Below are 17,420 nucleotides of genomic sequence, written 5' to 3'. Positions count from 1 at the left end.
ATAAAAGAAGAGTATGCTCGTTTTACAGATAAAGAGTTTAACGGACATCGCATAGCCTGTTTCATTAACACACTCTGACTTCTATATTATAATGGAGTTGGAAATAGGTGCAAAAAAGGAAGTGAAGGTATGGGATTTGTTCCACTGCATATACATAGCGAGTATTCTCTTCTCGAAAGCTCTTGCCGCATAGAAGCACTTGTAGAACGAGCAGCTGAATCAGGTTTTTCTGCAATGGCATTAACAGATAAAGCCAATATGTATGGAGCATTAAAATTTTATACGGCGTGCAAAAAAGCGGGTATAAAGCCAATTTTAGGTTTAGAGGCGGAAATTAGAGAATCAGATTCGGAAAGTGATTTACATACAAAACAATGGAGTAAGATCCTTTTATATGCACAAAACAAAGAAGGGTATCAGAATCTTCTAAAGCTATCGACACTAATGCAAACAAAGCAGGGGGGAGATATCACACCTGTAACACATGAAGAACTTTCCATGCATTCAAAAGGTCTTATTGCTTTATCGTCAGGTCCAGAAGGGGAGATTCAACAGTATCTTTCCGCTGAAAGACGTGAAGCGAATTTGCTGGAAAGATGTATTCGTTTTTATCAAGAAGTTTTTCCGGATCGTTTCTACCTTGGTCTGGAGGATCATGGTACAGGCTTTGAGAAAACATTAAATCTTCAACTTCAGTCCCTTGCAAGAGAATTTAATCTTCCGCTCCTTTGTGCGCATGAAATCTATTATTTACATGCAGAGGATGCAAAGGCTCATGATGTTCTTGTTTGCATCAAAAATGGAGAGAAGATAAATAATCCTGACAGGTATAAACTGCCTACAGGAGAATTTTATTTTAAATCTCACAGTGAAATGGAACGATTATTCTCCCATTCATCAGAAGTATTAGAAGAAACTCAAAGACTAGCGGACATGTGCAACCTTGAGCTCACTTTAGGAGAGACTGCACTTCCGAAATATCCTGTTCCAGGTGAAAGAGACAGTTTTGAATATTTGACAGAGTTATGTTTAAAAGGTGTAAAGAATAGATTTGATACGGTGACTTCTGAAATCGAAAACCGTCTCCAATATGAACTTAATATTATTAAGAACATGAATTTTGAAGATTATTTCCTGATCGTATGGGATTTTATGAAATATGCACATGATGTAAAGATGATAACCGGACCTGGAAGAGGTTCGGCTGCGGGATCTTTAGTTGCATATGTGCTTGAGATTACCAATGTGGATCCGATTCATCACAGTCTCATTTTTGAACGGTTTCTAAATCCTGAGCGGATTACGATGCCTGATATTGATATAGATTTCCCGGATAATCGCCGCGATGAAGTTTTGAGGTATGTAGCGGAAAAGTACGGTACAGATTATGTAGCTCAAATTATTACGTTCGGTACTCTTGCTGCAAGAGCTGCTGTGAGAGACGCAGGCAGAGTGATGGACTTGCCTCCGGGCCTTATTGATCAAACTGCGAAAAATATTCCTTCTAGACCAGGCATCTCTTTAGAAGACGCATTAAAAGAATCACATGGTTTGCAGCAGACTTATCAATCAGATCAAAGTGTGCAAAAACTTATTGAAATTGCGATGAAGCTTGAGGGTCTCCCGAGGCATGCATCAACCCATGCTGCAGGGGTGGTACTCTCCCGAACCCCTCTTGTACAGACGGTTCCCTTGCAAACAGGGCATGATGGAATTCCGTTAACTCAGTACAGTATGGAATGGCTTGAAGCTGCCGGGCTATTGAAAATGGATTTTCTTGGCCTGCGCAATCTTTCATTAATTGAAAATATTTTGCTATCTATAGAAAAAAATGAACAAATCAAGATCAATCTGAATGAAATATCGTTTACTGATCCAAAGACTTTTGAACTTCTTTCACAAGGGGATACGACAGGAGTATTCCAACTAGAATCAGACGGTATGCGAAAAGTTCTGCAGCAGCTTAAGCCTACTGAATTTGAAGACATTGTTGCTGTCAATGCCTTATACAGACCAGGACCCATGAAGAACATACCAGATTATATCGCTGGCAAAAACGGTCTGAAAACAGTGGAGTACATGCATCCTGATCTGGAGCCAATTTTAAAGAGCACGTACGGAGTAATTGTATACCAGGAACAAATTATGCAGATCGCGACAAAAGCAGCTGGCTTTACACTGGGTGAAGCAGATTTGCTGAGAAGAGCAGTCGGAAAGAAAAAGCGTGAAATTTTGATGAAAGAACGCGAACATTTTGTTGCAGGCTGTTTAAAACAGGGATATGATGAAAAGTCTGCAGATGCTTTATATGATCTGATTGTACGGTTTGCTGATTATGGTTTTCCAAGAAGCCATGCAGTAGCTTACAGTGTTATCGCATATCAGCTCGCCTTTTTAAAAGCCAATTACCCCATTCATTTTATGGCAGCATTACTTTCGAGCGTTATTGGCAATCATGATAAAGTAAATCAGTATATTAAGGAATCGATGCAAAAGGGAGTTCAAATTTTCCCACCCTCTATTAAAAAGAGTACAGCAATTTTCACACCTGAAGAATCAGGTATCCGCTTTGGTCTTTTGGCTGTTAAAAACGTAGGGATAAATGCCATTCATACCTTAATGCACGAAAATAAAAAGGAGCCATTTCAAGACCTTTTTGAAATATGTGCACGGTGTCCTCAAAAAATTGTGAACAAAAGAACACTGGAGTCCTTGATTTTTGCAGGAGCGATGGATGATTTAGGCGAAGACAGAGCTGTATTGCTTGCTTCGCTTGAAACAGCAATTGAATATGGTGAGGAATTTCAGGAAATATCGAGAAAAAACCAGATGTATCTGTTTGATGATGATATTAATCTCCCTAAACCTTCTTACGTCCATGTTCAGCCCTTTCAGGATAGTGAGAAACTGAAATTTGAGAAAGAATCATTAGGCTTTTTCTTCTCATCACACCCTTTAGAAAGATTCCGCACTGTCCTGAAAAGCTGGGCAGCAACTGACATAGCTGGTATTAAGGGGAAAGATCCTTCTATACGACTTGGTGTATTAATAGATAAAGTCCGTGTCATAAAAACGAAAAAAGGAGAACTAATGGCCTTTCTTTCGATAAGTGATGAAAGCGGAGAGATAGAGGCTGTCGTTTTCCCAAAAGTGTACGAGTCATATCATGGGCTTCTGCAAAAAGGAGAGCAACTGTTTTTGGAAGGAAGTGTTGAACAGCGAAATGATGCTTTGCAAGTATTGATAAATAAATGCAAGTCACTGCATGAACTGAAATCAAAAGAGCAAGCTGCTTTGTTTATCAAAATCGATAAACAGCATCATTCACCTGAACATTTGAACGCGATCAAGCAAATACTGGATCAATCAAAAGGAAGTATTCCCGTTGTTTTGATCTATGAAGAAACAAAACAAAAAGTACAGATATCACAAAAGATTAATGCTACAGAGGATTTGCTCTCGGAGCTTCAATCCGTTGCAGGCGAAGGTAATGTGGCATTTAAAAGAAATTAAAAAACTTTACAGCTTGTTAACATTTGATATAATGGATGAGTCAATAACAGTGGTCTGACCACCTCCTAATTTGACTCATCAACCTTAAATATAAAAACATTAGGAGATGAAACGATGTCTACTTTACGAGAAGAAGCTCTACACATGCACAGAACACATCAAGGAAAACTGGAATCAAAATCTAAGGTGCCAGTACGTAATGCAAAGGATTTAAGCCTTGCCTATTCTCCTGGTGTTGCAGAACCTTGTAAGGATATTTATGATGACAAATCAAAAGTCTATGATTATACGATGAAAGGGAATACTGTAGCTGTTGTCTCAGATGGAACAGCTGTATTAGGTTTGGGGAATATCGGTCCTGAAGCTGCTCTCCCTGTTATGGAAGGTAAGGCAGTATTGTTTAAAAGTTTCGCAGGCGTTGATGCTTTTCCAATCTGTTTAAGCACAACGGACGTTGATAAGATTGTTGAAACGGTTAAACTGCTGGAGCCTACATTTGGCGGTGTGAATTTAGAAGATATCGCAGCACCTAATTGTTTTGTAGTTGAAGAACGATTAAAAAAAGAAACAAATATCCCTATCTTTCACGATGATCAGCACGGTACAGCTATTGTCACCTTGGCCGGCCTCGTTAACGCACTGAAATTAACCGGCCGTGAAATGTCCAAAATCAAAGTAGTCGTAAACGGTGCAGGTGCAGCTGGCATTGCGATTATTAAATTATTAGACCGCTTTGGTGTTAAAGACATCATCATGTGTGACACAAAAGGCGCTATTTATGAAGGCCGCCCATTTGGTATGAACTCTGTTAAAACAGAAGTTGCATCATTTACTAATCGTACAAAACAAGAAGGTACCCTTGCTGATGTCATCAGTGGTACAGATGTATTTGTGGGTGTGTCTGTTGAGGGGGCACTGACAAAATCTATGGTCGAATCTATGAACCCAGAGCCAATCATTTTTGCAATGGCTAACCCAAACCCTGAAATTATGCCTCACGAAGCACGTGAAGCAGGCGCAATGGTCATTGGAACAGGCCGTTCCGATTTCCCTAACCAAGTTAATAATGTACTAGCTTTCCCAGGTATTTTCCGTGGAGCTTTAGATGTACGAGCAACCCATATAAACGAAGAAATGAAAATCGCAGCGGTTCATGCTATTGCAAATCTTGTAAATCCGATGGAATTAAGCGCAGAATATGTTATTCCTGCTCCTTTTGATCCAAGAGTAGCTCCTGCGGTCGCAGCTGCTGTAGCAACAGCGGCTATGGAAACAGGTGTAGCGAGAATTCGTGTGAATCCAGCAGACATCGCTGAAAAGACAAAGAGACTGGCCATCATCGGAAAAGATGAATGAAACCGGTAAAGGAGAGAGGAATGTCTGTCCAGCCTACCGAAAAAGTATATATTGAAATTTTAAAGAAAATCCAGGCAATTATTGTTGAGGACCGTCTTCAAGCAGGTGACAAGCTTCCATCAGAAAGGGAGCTAAGTGACCGCTTAAATGCAGGAAGGTCTTCCGTACGTGAAGCTTTAAGAGCTCTTGAGCTGCTTGGCTTAATCGAAACGAGAAGAGGCGAGGGTACTTTTATACGTGAGGCAACAGGACACAGACTGGTAGAAGTACTCGCTTCCTTTATTCTTAACGATGAAAAGGCCCGGCACGATCTGCAAGAAACACGAAATATAGTCATTAAAGACTGCATGGAACTTGCAACAATCAGAATCTCTTCTCTAGAGATAAGTAAACTCGAGCAGTTAACTCAGAAGATGGAACAAAGAGCTCAAGAAATTAATAATCTTTGTAAAACATTCGAAAAAAATGTAATACAGTCATGCGGCAATCATCTTCTTTATCGTTTATATGTGGAACTTACGGGTTATGGGTCATCATTACAAGGAACAGATTCACATTGGTCTCCAGAATTGTGCAAGGAAGTTCTTTCTCTTCTTGCAGATAAGAATGCACAGAAGTTAACTGATCTGTTATCAAAACAAAACGATGCCCTAAACGCAATCGAATAGGTGGTGTTATTCATTCATGATTAAAGGATTGTTCGTAAAAAAGAAAAAATATGCCACAATTCCTACTGGTAAAGTAAAACAAGATGTACCAGAAGGGATTATGAGTAAATGCCCGGAATGCAAGCATATTATGGTCACAAAAGAGTTAAAGAAGAACCTGCTTGTATGCCAAGGCTGTCAGTACCATTATTCGATGTCTTCGCAGGAAAGAATAGCGAGTCTGATAGATGAAGGTACTTTTACTGAATATGACGCAAATATGATTTCAAAAAATCCATTGGAATTTCCTGATTATCTTGAAAAACTTGAGAGTGACCGAAAGAAAACAAAAATCAATGAAGCTGTAGTTACAGGAGAAGGACAATTAAGCGGTATGGACGTAACGCTAGCTGTAATGGATTCCCGTTTCAGAATGGGAAGCATGGGTTCTGTAGTAGGTGAGAAGATTACACGTGCTATCGAGAAAGCGATCGAGAATGAAAATCCGTTTATCATCTTCACTGCTTCAGGCGGCGCACGTATGCAAGAAGGCGTTCTTAGTCTTATGCAGATGGCGAAGACAAGCGTGGCTTTGAAGAAACTCAGTGACAAGGGACTTTTATTTATTTCCGTTATGACTCATCCGACTACTGGTGGTGTTTCAGCGAGCTTCGCATCAGTAGGAGATTATAACTTTGCCGAACCAAAAGCCCTTATAGGATTTGCAGGCAGAAGAATCATTGAACAAACAATAAGACAGGAACTGCCGGATGATTTTCAGACAGCAGAGTTTTTATTGAAGCATGGTCAGCTGGATGGTGTAATTCACCGTAGCGATATGAAGAAAACGCTGGGCACATTATTAAAAATCCACTCAGAAGGGGGGCGTTAAGCATGGCGGCAGAGCTAGAATTTGAAAGACCGATACACGAACTCGAAAAGAAAATAGCAGAATTAAAGTCTTTTATGGAAGAGAAAGATATTGATCTTACAGATGAAATTCAAAGACTTGAGGAAAAGCTTTCTAGATTGGAAAACAGCACATATTCCGAGATGAAACCATGGGATCGTGTTCAAATTGCCAGACATGCTGAACGCCCTACTACCCTTGATTATATCAGCTATTTATTCACGGACTTTATTGAACTTCATGGAGACCGTCTGTTTGGTGATGATGAAGCAATCGTTGGAGGAGTAGCTTTTTATAAAGGTCTTCCAGTTACTGTGATCGGGCACCAAAGAGGGAAAGATACAAAGGAAAATCTGCGCAGAAACTTTGGTATGCCTCATCCAGAAGGTTATCGAAAAGCTTTAAGATTAATGAAACAGGCTGAGAAGTTTAATCGGCCGATCATTTGTTTTATCGATACAAAGGGAGCATACCCTGGTAAGGCTGCAGAAGAACGAGGACAGAGTGAAGCGATCGCCCGCAATCTGGTAGAAATGGCAGGATTAACAGTTCCTGTTATTTGTATTGTGATTGGTGAAGGCGGAAGCGGGGGTGCATTAGCTCTTGGTGTGGGTAACTATGTTCACATGCTTGAGAACTCTACGTATTCTGTTATCTCACCAGAAGGTGCAGCTGCAATTCTCTGGAAAGATGCTTCACTAGCAAAAAAAGCAGCTGAATCTATGAGAATAACTGCTCCTGATTTAAAAGAGCTAGGAGTTATTGATGAAATTATTGAAGAAGTAAAAGGCGGAGCTCATAAAGATCCAAAACGCCAAGCAGAAGAAATTGACAGTGTCTTAGAGTCTTCATTGAACAATTTACTTTCAATGTCTCAAGATGAATTAATTGAGCAGCGTTATGAAAAATATAAAAATATCGGACAATTTGGGATTGTAAACGATTCCATTGTTGTTAAATAAGGAATGTGCTCTTCCGCTATAGGAAGGGCGCATTTTTTTGCCTATTGTTGTCTATTGTGTTCAACATTTGAACATGATATTTTAATAAGACGAGAGAACTAGAGAGGTGAAAGGTTTCATGAAACGGATTGGAGTTTTAACAAGCGGCGGCGATTCTCCGGGCATGAATGCCGCGATTCGTGCGGTTGTCCGAAAAGGTATATATCATGATTTAGAAGTTTATGGGATATACAATGGTTATGCAGGACTGATTTCAGGGAATATAAAAAAACTAGAGCTTGGCTCTGTTGGTGATATTATTCATAGAGGCGGAACGATGCTTCATTCTGCCCGCTGCCTGGAGTTTAAAACACCAGAAGGACAGCAAAAAGGAATTGAACAGTTGAAAAAATACGGAATTGAAGGTCTAGTTGTTATCGGTGGTGACGGCTCATTCCAAGGAGCGAAGAAACTATCTGAACAAGGATACCCTACGATTGGAGTTCCTGGAACAATTGATAATGACATTCCTGGAACTGATTTCACAATTGGTTTTGATACAGCACTTAATACAATTATTGATGCGATTGATAAAATTCGTGACACAGCTACATCGCATGAACGGACGTATATTATTGAGGTAATGGGACGCGATGCAGGTGATCTTGCACTTTGGGCAGGACTTGCTGATGGGGCTGAGACAATTCTTATTCCAGAAGAAGACCATAAAATGGAACAAGTTGTACAGAAGCTGCAAAGAGGACACGAGCGCGGTAAGAAGCATAGTATTATTATCGTTGCAGAAGGCTGCGGCAGCGGTGTCGATGTTGCAAAAGAGATTGAGACTTTAACAGGCTTTGAAACGAGAGTGACCGTTCTGGGTCATATTCAGCGCGGCGGATCACCTACTGCATTCGACCGTGTATTAGCCAGCCGTCTCGGAGCTCAAGCTGTGGAACTGCTATTGCAAGGCAAAGCTGGACGAACTGTAGGTATTGAAAATAATAAACTTGTGGATTATGACATTACAGAAGTTCTATCTAGAAAGCATTCGATAGATAAAGATATGTACAGATTATCTCAGGAACTATCCATATAACCCGCAGAATAGCATCGTATAGCTGATGTTTATCTTCAGTCTGTACGATGCCTTCTTGCGAAAAAGAAAATCAGGAGGCCATTTACATGATGCGCAAAACAAAAATCGTTTGTACTATAGGTCCGGCAAGCGAAAGCATTGATAAACTAAAAGATTTAATGAACGCCGGAATGAATGTTTCCCGTCTTAATTTTTCCCACGGTGATTTTGATGAGCATGGACAAAGAATCAAAAATATCCGTGAAGCCTCAAAAGAACTTGGCAAAACTGTTGCTATTCTTTTAGACACAAAAGGTCCAGAAATCCGTACTCAAACACTTGAAGGCGGAGTTGCAGAGCTTGTAGCTGGAAATGAACTTATCATATCCATGGAAGAAGTAATCGGAAATGATAAAAAGATTTCAGTAACCTATCCAGGTCTTGTTGAAGATGTTGAAGTAGGATCAAGAATCTTGCTTGATGATGGACTTATTGAACTTGAAGTTATGGAGATTGGCAGCAAAGAACTGACAACGAAAATTTTAAACTCTGGAACTTTAAAGAACAAAAAAGGTGTTAACGTACCTAATGTCAGCGTGAAGCTGCCTGGCATAACAGACAAAGATGCAAAGGATATTGAGTTTGGAATTCAGCAAGGGGTTGACTTTATTGCTGCATCTTTTGTTCGCCGTGCAACAGATGTTCTTGAAATCCGTGAAATTTTAGACAGACATCAAGCTAATCATATCCAAATCATCCCTAAGATCGAGAACCAAGAAGGTGTCGAAAACATCGATGAAATTCTTGCTGTTTCTGATGGTTTGATGGTAGCGCGCGGAGATTTAGGTGTTGAGATTCCAGCTGAAGAAGTGCCGCTTGTTCAAAAAATGCTTATCAAAAAGTGTAATGAACTTGGAAAGCCGGTTATTACTGCGACACAGATGCTTGATTCTATGCAGCGCAACCCGCGCCCGACACGCGCAGAAGCGAGTGACGTAGCAAACGCTATTTTTGACGGTACAGATGCAATCATGTTATCTGGTGAAACAGCTGCTGGTAATTATCCAGTTGAAGCAGTATTAACGATGCATAAGATTGCAAGCCGTGCTGAAAGTTCATTAAATTATAAGAACCTTCTATCTTCAAAGAGCAAGGAAAGCAAAACAACGATAACAGATGCGATCTCACAATCTGTTTCATTTACTGCTTTGAATTTAGAAGCTGATGCTGTTATTACTGCTACAGAAAAAGGTCAAACCGCACGCATGATTTCAAAATACCGTCCAAAAGCACCAATCATCGCTGTAACAAGCAATGAAGATGTTTGCCGCAAGCTTGCATTAGTGTGGGGTGTTACACCTGTTTTAGGTGAAAAAGCAGCAACGACAGATGAAATGTTCCAGGTGGCGATTGATTCTGCACTTAAAGCAGAAGCCGTTAAGCATGGCAGCTTGGTTGTTATTACTGCAGGAGTTCCTGTTGGTGAATCTGGATCAACAAACTTGATGAAGGTTCATATCATCGGGGATGTACTTGCTAAAGCGCAAGGAATTGGACAATCATCGGCGTCAGGTAAAGTAGTAGTAGCGAAGACAGCAAAAGAGGCTATGGAAAAAATGACAGAAGGAGCAATACTTGTTACGGTTGGAACAGATCGTGATATGATCTCTGCATTTGAAAAAGCCGCTGCTGTCATAACAGAAGAAGGCGGTCTTACAAGCCATGCTGCTGTTTGCGGAGTATCTATGAGCATACCTGTAATCGTTGGGCTTCAAAATGCTACAGATATCTTCACTGATGGTCAGGAAATTACGATCGACGCATCTGTTGGATATATTTATGATGGCAGGAAGAATGTAATCTAATATCTAAAAGAATGTTTTTTGAATTAGTTTTGTGAATGTGCATCTAGGTAAAGTTGATTGGACGCAAGGTGCGAGACTCCTGCGGGAGCAGCGGGACAGGTGAGCCTCCGCAGGTGCAAAAGCACCGAGGAGGCTCACCGCACGCCCCGCGGAAAGCGAGCACCTGGAGCGGAAATCAACTCTCCCACATTTCTTAAACAAAACTTTCGAGAACAGCCTAAATAAAAAGAGAAGGAACGAAACCTTCTCTTTTTTCATACGTAAAATGGTCTATGAAAGACAAAAAAGAAGCAGCAAGATCAAGAATATGCGCTTTTTTCTTTGTCAAGTGAAAGCGGTGAATATAGTATGTTTAGAATATTATTGCTTATTTTTATTCTTGTGCCAGCCATCGAAGTTGGACTTTTCATTTTTGCAGGACAGTATATTGGAATTCCAGCTACTATAGCAATCATCTTTTTAACAGGAATAATAGGAGCTTTTCTAGCAAAAAGAGAAGGAACAGAGGCGATTAACAAAATTAGAATGCAAATGGCAAGCAGCCAGATGCCAGGGGATGCAGTCCTTGACGGTGCCTGTATTCTAGTAGGTGGTGCATTGCTTTTAACACCTGGATTTCTAACAGACTTTGCGGGATTCTCTCTGCTGTTCCCTCCGTTTCGAAAAGCAGTGAAGATTTGGCTCAAAGCTAAACTTTATAATAAAATAAAATCAGGCCAGTTTTTTATTATTAGGCGACCATAGATCTCCTTTAAATAAATAGCTCTTTTCTAAAAGATTGTTGCTGATGATTATTTTTATTTCACTTGATTGAGAAGTTGATTGGAGTGCAAGGTGCGTGCCAACTACTCGAGTATTCTTCTTGCAAGGCATGCGACGAGGAAGCCCACTTCGAAAGGATATCTATTAGACGCAGGAGCACACATACTTCCTTGAATATGACATCTTACATGCTTACATGTTTCACCGCACGCCCCGCGGAAAGCGAGCGACCTGGAACGGAAATCAACTACTTTCAAAAACAACAAAATTTGCGAAAACAGCTAATAAAAAAGAACGCTGCAGATTACAGGCGTTCTTTTTTATATTTATTTTACTGGTTTTATAATAAATTGATAGATTTCATGAAAGAATTTTGCTTCATATAATGCACGGATAACAACAAGGAAGACAGGACCTATAATCAAACCGACGAATCCAAACAGCTGAAATCCTGCAAAGAGTGCAGCTAATGTAGCCAGTGGATCTAATCCTATCGTTTGTGCAAGCAGTTTAGGCTCCATGATCTGCCTTTGTATAACAACAATTCCATAAAGAATAGATAACCCAATGGTAAGTGTGTAGTTGCCAGTTAAAAAACAATATGCGATCCATGGAAGAAACACAGCTCCTGTTCCTAAATAAGGAAGAAGATCGATAGTACCTATCAAAACAGAGATCGTAACGGCATAATCAATTCTCAGAATAAGAAGACCGATTAAAACGATGAAAGCTGTTATTGATATCAAAGTCAGCTGTGCTTTCAAAAAGCCAAATAGAGCTTTTCTAAGCTCGAAATATACTGTTTTAACAGTAAACGTAAGTTTCTCTGGAAAGATGCCTGTTAAAAAACCTGTTAATCGATACCAGTCCTTACTTATAAAAAATGCTGCCAGCAGTGAAAAAATAAATACAGTTAAAAATGTAGGCAAACTTACTATCATTAATGACACACTATTAATAATAGCTTGCGTAATTCCAGTTACGTTTGTAGTGATGCCTGTTCCTATTTTTTCGATGTTATCCATCACGGTTTCCTTCTGATCGGTACCCAATTTACTGTAAATAGAAAGTAAATCATGATAGAGGGGAAGTATTTGGGTTTTAAAGTAGTTCTCAAAATAAAAAACAAGCTCCTGAATATAGGAAGGCAGTTCATGAGCAATATAAGCAAATCCAGTCATCATTTCCTGGATAAGCAAGGTGAGAATTAAGATCAGAAACCCGAGAAGAGCTATAATCGAGATTATAACAGCAAGTGCCCTGTTCATTTTAAAACGATATGATAAAAATCCTACTAATGGATTTATAATAAGTGCAATTAAGGCACCTGCTATAAATGGATAAAGAATGGCTGAAACATAATAGCCTGTAAAAATAAGACCAGCAGCAATTATAATAATATAACTGAAGCGGATAATCCGCTGTACCATATCGGGCTGCAAGGTTATCACCTGCTTTCTGGTTACTAAAAATAGAAAGGAATTTATTATGGAATCTTTACTTTTTCTAATTGGTTTATTAATTATTGGGGTGGCCGCAAAGAACCAATCCCTCATGATCGCTATCGCATTTTTATTAGTGTTAAAATTTACGGGTTTAGGTGATAAATGGTTTTCGGTTATACAACAAAAAGGTATAAATTGGGGAGTCACCATTATTACGATAGCGGTACTAATTCCAATTGCAACAGGTGATATCGGGTTTAAACAGCTGCAGGAATCACTCCGCTCTTTCTATGCATGGATTGCGCTGCTATCAGGTATTTTCGTTGCTGTTATCGCCAGCAGAGGACTGGTGCTGCTTCAAAATGACCCGCATATTACCGCTGCTTTAGTCTTTGGTACAATACTCGCAGTGGCACTCTTTAAAGGAGTTGCTGTGGGTCCATTAATCGGTGCAGGCATTGCATATCTTGCCATGAGAATAGTTGGAATGTTTACAGCATAATCACCTTAATAGGCATGAATTAAGCGTTATCCGTTCACAAAAATCAGATTTTTGTTTATAATTGATGTGTATGTCCCATTTCCTTTAAATAGTCTTTCATTTTCTTCTCTCTTTTTTTGAGAAGAAAAATGTAAGCTCTTTCTATTTTTGAAAAAATGAAACAATTAAAGGAGAAGAGAGAATAACAGAAAAAAAAGGAGAGATAGCCATGACAGCTACAAGAGGATTAGAAGGAATTGTTGCAACAACATCTTCTGTCAGCTCTATCATTGACGATGTTTTAACCTATAGAGGATATAGCATTGATGACTTAGCTGATTATGCAACTTTTGAGGAAGTTGTATACTTGCTTTGGAATGGTAAACTGCCTAACCAATCTGAACTAGATGAGTTCAAATCAGAGCTTTCAGAAGCGAGTGAGCTTCCTGCTGAATTGTTGGAACAAATGAAATCGCTTCCTTTGAAGAACGCACATCCAATGACAGTTTTGCGTACAATCGTGTCTACACTTGCGATGTATGATAAGGACGCAGAGGATATGTCTACGGAAGGAAACTATAAAAAAGCCATCCGTCTTCAGGCACAAATGTCTTCACTAGTAACGGCATTTGCACGTATTAGAGATGGAAAAGATCCTTTATCTCCTAAAAAAGATTTAAGCTATGCTGCTAATTTCTTATATATGCTAACAGGTAAAGAACCTGATGAAATTTCTGAAACTGCTTTTAATAAAGCACTGGTACTGCATGCAGACCATGAATTAAATGCTTCTACATTCACTGCACGTGTATGTGTTGCGACACTTTCTGATATCTACTCAGGCATCACAGCTGCAATCGGCGCTCTTAAAGGGCCGCTTCATGGCGGAGCAAACGAACAGGTTATGAAGATGCTTTCTGAGATAGGTGAAGAAGCTAACGTTGAATCATACTTGGATAAAGCTATTGAAAATAAGCAAAAGATTATGGGCTTTGGACACCGTGTATACAAAAATGGAGATCCTCGTGCGAAACATTTGCGTGAGATGTCTAAGCAGTTAACTTCAATTACTGGTGAAGAAAAATGGTATACAATGAGTGTGAAAATTGATGAAACGTTAAAGCAAAAGAAAGGCTTGCTTCCAAACGTTGACTTCTACTCTGCGAGTGTTTATCACAGCCTGGGTATTGATCATGACTTATTTACGCCAATCTTTGCTATCAGCCGTGTTTCCGGCTGGATTGCACACATCTTGGAGCAGTACGAAAATAATCGTCTGATCCGTCCTCGTGCTGAGTATATCGGACCTGATATGCAAAAGTTCGTTCCATTAGAGGAAAGATAAACGAAAAAAAATCATTTAAAAAGAGAAGGGATTCTTCTTCTCTTTTCACTATGTTTTTTAGTAGACTAGTATGGTAAATGTATTTGCAGAAATAGGAGGAATTTAGAATGTCTAACGGAGAACGTATTACAGTTGACAACGGAGTGTTGAATGTACCAAACCAGCCAATTATCCCTTTCATCGAAGGTGACGGAACTGGACCAGATATCTGGGCTGCTGCTTCAAGAGTATTAGAAGCTGCTGTTGAAAAAGCATATAACGGTGAGAAAAAGATTGTTTGGAAAGAAGTTCTTGCTGGAGAAAAAGCATTTAACCAAACGGGAGAATGGCTTCCATCAGAAACTTTAGATGTTATTCGCGATTACATAATTGCGATTAAAGGACCTCTAACCACACCAGTCGGCGGAGGAATCAGATCTCTAAACGTTGCACTAAGACAAGAATTAGATTTATTCACTTGCTTGCGTCCTGTTCAATATTTCAAAGGTGTACCTTCACCAGTAAAACGTCCTGAAGATACTAACATGGTTATCTTCCGTGAAAATACTGAAGATATTTACGCAGGTATCGAATATGCGAGCGGTTCTGACGAAGTGAAAAAGCTTATTCAATTCCTTCAAGATGAAATGGGTGCTAACAAAATCCGTTTCCCTGAAACATCAGGAATCGGTATTAAGCCTGTATCTTCTGAAGGTACACAGCGTCTAGTGCGTGCTGCGATCCAATATGCGATCAACGAAGGCCGCAAGAGTGTAACACTTGTTCACAAAGGAAACATCATGAAATACACTGAAGGAGCTTTCAAAAACTGGGGTTATGAGTTGGCAGAAGCTGAATTCGGTGACAAAGTATTCACTTGGGCTCAATATGACCGTATTGCTGAAGAAAGCGGCAAGGATGCAGCTAACAAAGCACAAGCTGATGCAGAAGCTGCAGGCAAAATCATCGTTAAGGATTCAATTGCTGATATCTTCTTGCAGCAGATTCTTACTCGTCCAGCAGAATTTGACGTAGTAGCAACAATGAACCTGAACGGTGACTATATTTCTGATGCTCTTGCTGCTCAAGTTGGCGGAATCGGTATTGCTCCTGGAGCAAACATCAACTACGAAACAGGACATGCTATTTTTGAAGCAACTCACGGTACTGCACCGAAGTATGCAGGTCTTGATAAAGTAAACCCTTCATCTGTTATCCTTTCAGGTGTACTAATGTTAGAACACTTAGGCTGGGGAGAAGCAGCCAAACTAGTTCTTTCATCGATGGAAAATACGATTGCAAGTAAAGTAGTAACATATGACTTTGCACGTTTGATGGACGGTGCTACAGAAGTTAAATGTTCTGAGTTTGCAGACGAACTAATTAAAAATATGTAAGCAACTGCCCCTTTAACTAGGGGCTTTGCTGAAATTAGTTTAGTAAACGTTTTCTATAATGTTTCTGGAGGGAAAGACATGGCAAACAAGCGTAAAAAGATTTCAGTTATTGGTGGAGGATTTACCGGAGCAACAACTGCTTTCATTTTAGGGCAAAAAGAAATCGGGGATGTTGTATTAGTTGATATTCCTCAAATGGAAAACCCTACAAAAGGGAAAGCGCTTGACATGATGGAAGCAAGTCCTGTTCAAGGTTTTGACGCTGCCATTACGGGTACTAGCGATTACGCTGATACTGCTGGGTCTGATGTTGTAGTAATCACTGCCGGTATCGCACGCAAACCTGGTATGAGCCGAGATGACCTTGTCAATACGAATGCAGGAATCATGAAGAGTGTTACAAAGGAAATCGTTAAACATTCACCTGACTGTACGATCATCGTATTAACTAATCCAGTGGATGCCATGACTTATACAGTTTTAAAAGAGTCTGGATTCCCTAAACAGCGTGTAATCGGTCAATCTGGAATTCTTGATACAGCTCGTTTCCGTACTTTTGTTGCTATGGAGTTAAACCTTTCTGTAAAAGACGTAACTGGTTTCGTTCTTGGCGGACATGGTGATGACATGGTTCCTTTAGTCCGCTACTCTTATGCGGGTGGAATTCCTTTAGAAAAATTAATCTCAAAAGAACGTCTGGATGCAATTGTTGAGCGCACACGTAAAGGCGGCGGTGAAATCGTTAACTTATTAGGTAACGGATCAGCGTATTATGCACCAGCTGCTTCATTGGTTGAAATGGTAGAAGCCATCGTGAAGGATCAGCGCAGGGTGCTTCCTTCAATCGCCTATTTAGAAGGCGAATATGGCTACAATGGTATCTGTCTAGGAGTACCTACAATTCTAGGCGGCAATGGCTTAGAAGAAATCATTGAATTAGAGCTTACAGCTGAAGAAAAATCTGCACTTGATCAATCTGCAGAATCTGTAAAGGCTGTAATGGAAGTTCTGGCATAATGAAAAAGAAGATTCGGGAGCTTGTCCCGAATCTTTTCTCCTATTTACAATGAAAGCGTTAACATTAAGGGGGGAACTAAAGTGCTGATCGGAAAAAAGAGAAAGCTTGGCCGGAAAATTAATGAAATCCAGGCCGGAGAGAAACTCGAGATGCAAGAAACGATTGAAGATAAAGACCTTTTGCTGTATCTAGGATTAACAAACGATAACAACCCTCTCTTTATACAGCATGATTATGCGACACTTACACCATTTAAAAAGCCTATAGTACCGCAAATTATGCTGATGGGGATGGTAACTTCGGCAGTATCAAAATACCTGCCTGGCCCAGGAAGCTCTATTACACAATCACACTTTCATTTTGTAAAACCTGTATATCATTATTCAAAACTAACGTTCTTGTTTGAAATTACAGAAGTAGACAGGGATAATCATTTAGTTGCGATGAAAGTAACTGCAAAAAATGAAGAGGGAAATGAAGTGTTGTACGCTGACCTTCAAGTTTGCCCACCATATCCGCCAAAACCTATTACATCAAATACGATGGAAAACTTTTAAAACCCTTTCTGATGAAAGGGTTTTATTTTTGTGAAGGGTGTTTTCGTAAAGCTTTGTTGCTATTTAAAAGTGGTTGATTTCCGCTCCAGGTGCTCGCTTTCCGCGGGGCAGGCGGTGAGCCACATT

Annotated in this window: 14 protein-coding genes; 13 read left to right on the top strand and 1 reads right to left on the bottom strand. The window is 39.9% G+C overall.

Translation table 11 applies throughout. The annotated features are described in order from the left end of the window. Nucleotides 1-129: 129 nt before the first annotated feature. From dnaE to ACFQ4X_RS11200, 8 genes are all read left to right on the top strand, one after another. Nucleotides 130-3,513: a DNA polymerase III subunit alpha gene (dnaE, locus tag ACFQ4X_RS11235; protein ID WP_379835168.1), complete on the top strand. Its 3,384-nt coding sequence runs from the start codon at nt 130-132 to the stop codon at nt 3,511-3,513. Between the two features lie 114 nt (nt 3,514-3,627). Then, nucleotides 3,628-4,869 (top strand): NAD(P)-dependent malic enzyme, encoded by a 1,242-nt coding sequence (locus ACFQ4X_RS11230; protein WP_379835167.1) that lies wholly within the window; start codon nt 3,628-3,630, stop codon nt 4,867-4,869. A gap of 20 nt (nt 4,870-4,889) precedes the next feature. After that, nucleotides 4,890-5,537 carry a FadR/GntR family transcriptional regulator gene (locus ACFQ4X_RS11225; protein ID WP_379835165.1) on the top strand — a complete coding sequence of 216 codons (648 nt, stop codon included), beginning with the start codon at nt 4,890-4,892 and terminating at the stop codon, nt 5,535-5,537. A gap of 16 nt (nt 5,538-5,553) precedes the next feature. Then, the gene (gene accD, locus ACFQ4X_RS11220) at nt 5,554-6,408 is read left to right on the top strand and encodes an acetyl-CoA carboxylase, carboxyltransferase subunit beta (RefSeq protein WP_379835163.1); all 855 of its coding nucleotides are present in this window, start codon (nt 5,554-5,556) and stop codon (nt 6,406-6,408) included. A gap of 2 nt (nt 6,409-6,410) precedes the next feature. After that, nucleotides 6,411-7,388 (top strand): acetyl-CoA carboxylase carboxyl transferase subunit alpha, encoded by a 978-nt coding sequence (gene accA / locus ACFQ4X_RS11215; protein ID WP_379835161.1) that lies wholly within the window; start codon nt 6,411-6,413, stop codon nt 7,386-7,388. Between the two features lie 118 nt (nt 7,389-7,506). Next, complete coding sequence (gene pfkA, locus ACFQ4X_RS11210) at nt 7,507-8,466, top strand: 6-phosphofructokinase (RefSeq protein WP_379835159.1); 960 nt, start codon at nt 7,507-7,509, stop codon at nt 8,464-8,466. An 89-nt stretch (nt 8,467-8,555) separates the two neighbouring features. After that, a complete protein-coding gene (gene pyk / locus ACFQ4X_RS11205) occupies nt 8,556-10,310 on the top strand; it encodes a pyruvate kinase (RefSeq protein ID WP_379837146.1) in 1,755 nt (584 codons plus the stop codon). A gap of 348 nt (nt 10,311-10,658) precedes the next feature. Then, a complete protein-coding gene (locus ACFQ4X_RS11200; RefSeq protein WP_379835158.1) occupies nt 10,659-11,054 on the top strand; it encodes an FxsA family protein in 396 nt (131 codons plus the stop codon). Nucleotides 11,055-11,398: 344 nt separating this feature from the next. Here ACFQ4X_RS11200 and ytvI read toward each other — a convergent pair whose 3' ends face one another. Continuing rightward, a complete protein-coding gene (gene ytvI / locus ACFQ4X_RS11195; protein WP_425589400.1) occupies nt 11,399-12,523 on the bottom strand; it encodes a sporulation integral membrane protein YtvI in 1,125 nt (374 codons plus the stop codon). 37 nt (nt 12,524-12,560) lie between these two features. On the opposite strand from ytvI, the gene ACFQ4X_RS11190 reads away from it, so the two are divergent. The 5 genes from ACFQ4X_RS11190 (at nt 12,561) to ACFQ4X_RS11170 (ending at nt 17,294) form a co-directional block, all read left to right on the top strand. Next, nucleotides 12,561-13,019 (top strand): DUF441 domain-containing protein, encoded by a 459-nt coding sequence (locus ACFQ4X_RS11190; protein ID WP_379835154.1) that lies wholly within the window; start codon nt 12,561-12,563, stop codon nt 13,017-13,019. 208 nt (nt 13,020-13,227) lie between these two features. Continuing rightward, nucleotides 13,228-14,343, top strand: coding sequence for a citrate synthase (gene citZ, locus ACFQ4X_RS11185; protein ID WP_379835152.1), 1,116 nt, complete (start codon nt 13,228-13,230; stop codon nt 14,341-14,343). A 107-nt stretch (nt 14,344-14,450) separates the two neighbouring features. Beyond that, entirely contained in the window at nt 14,451-15,719 is a 1,269-nt protein-coding gene (gene icd / locus ACFQ4X_RS11180; protein ID WP_379835151.1) for an NADP-dependent isocitrate dehydrogenase, read from the top strand. 78 nt (nt 15,720-15,797) lie between these two features. Then, nucleotides 15,798-16,736 carry a malate dehydrogenase gene (gene mdh / locus ACFQ4X_RS11175; RefSeq protein ID WP_379835149.1) on the top strand — a complete coding sequence of 313 codons (939 nt, stop codon included), beginning with the start codon at nt 15,798-15,800 and terminating at the stop codon, nt 16,734-16,736. An 81-nt stretch (nt 16,737-16,817) separates the two neighbouring features. Then, nucleotides 16,818-17,294, top strand: a complete 477-nt coding sequence (locus ACFQ4X_RS11170; RefSeq protein ID WP_379835147.1) for a MaoC family dehydratase — start codon at nt 16,818-16,820, stop codon at nt 17,292-17,294. Nucleotides 17,295-17,420 lie beyond the last annotated feature (126 nt).

Source organism: Fictibacillus halophilus, assembly GCF_042680145.1.
Classification (GTDB): Bacteria; Bacillota; Bacilli; order Bacillales; family Fictibacillaceae; genus Fictibacillus; species Fictibacillus halophilus_A.
Note: the sequence above shows the minus strand (reverse complement) of the source record. Positions and strands in the feature narration are given on the sequence as shown.

What these genes read in the sequence shown, in the direction of transcription:
- dnaE (WP_379835168.1), top strand. Translation starts at nt 130, where the DNA reads ATGGGATTTGTTCCACTGCATATACATAGCGAGTATTCTCTTCTCGAA.
- ACFQ4X_RS11230 (WP_379835167.1), top strand. Translation starts at nt 3,628, where the DNA reads ATGTCTACTTTACGAGAAGAAGCTCTACACATGCACAGAACACATCAA.
- ACFQ4X_RS11225 (WP_379835165.1), top strand. Translation starts at nt 4,890, where the DNA reads ATGTCTGTCCAGCCTACCGAAAAAGTATATATTGAAATTTTAAAGAAA.
- accD (WP_379835163.1), top strand. Translation starts at nt 5,554, where the DNA reads ATGATTAAAGGATTGTTCGTAAAAAAGAAAAAATATGCCACAATTCCT.
- accA (WP_379835161.1), top strand. Translation starts at nt 6,411, where the DNA reads ATGGCGGCAGAGCTAGAATTTGAAAGACCGATACACGAACTCGAAAAG.
- pfkA (WP_379835159.1), top strand. Translation starts at nt 7,507, where the DNA reads ATGAAACGGATTGGAGTTTTAACAAGCGGCGGCGATTCTCCGGGCATG.
- pyk (WP_379837146.1), top strand. Translation starts at nt 8,556, where the DNA reads ATGCGCAAAACAAAAATCGTTTGTACTATAGGTCCGGCAAGCGAAAGC.
- ACFQ4X_RS11200 (WP_379835158.1), top strand. Translation starts at nt 10,659, where the DNA reads ATGTTTAGAATATTATTGCTTATTTTTATTCTTGTGCCAGCCATCGAA.
- ACFQ4X_RS11190 (WP_379835154.1), top strand. Translation starts at nt 12,561, where the DNA reads ATGGAATCTTTACTTTTTCTAATTGGTTTATTAATTATTGGGGTGGCC.
- citZ (WP_379835152.1), top strand. Translation starts at nt 13,228, where the DNA reads ATGACAGCTACAAGAGGATTAGAAGGAATTGTTGCAACAACATCTTCT.
- icd (WP_379835151.1), top strand. Translation starts at nt 14,451, where the DNA reads ATGTCTAACGGAGAACGTATTACAGTTGACAACGGAGTGTTGAATGTA.
- mdh (WP_379835149.1), top strand. Translation starts at nt 15,798, where the DNA reads ATGGCAAACAAGCGTAAAAAGATTTCAGTTATTGGTGGAGGATTTACC.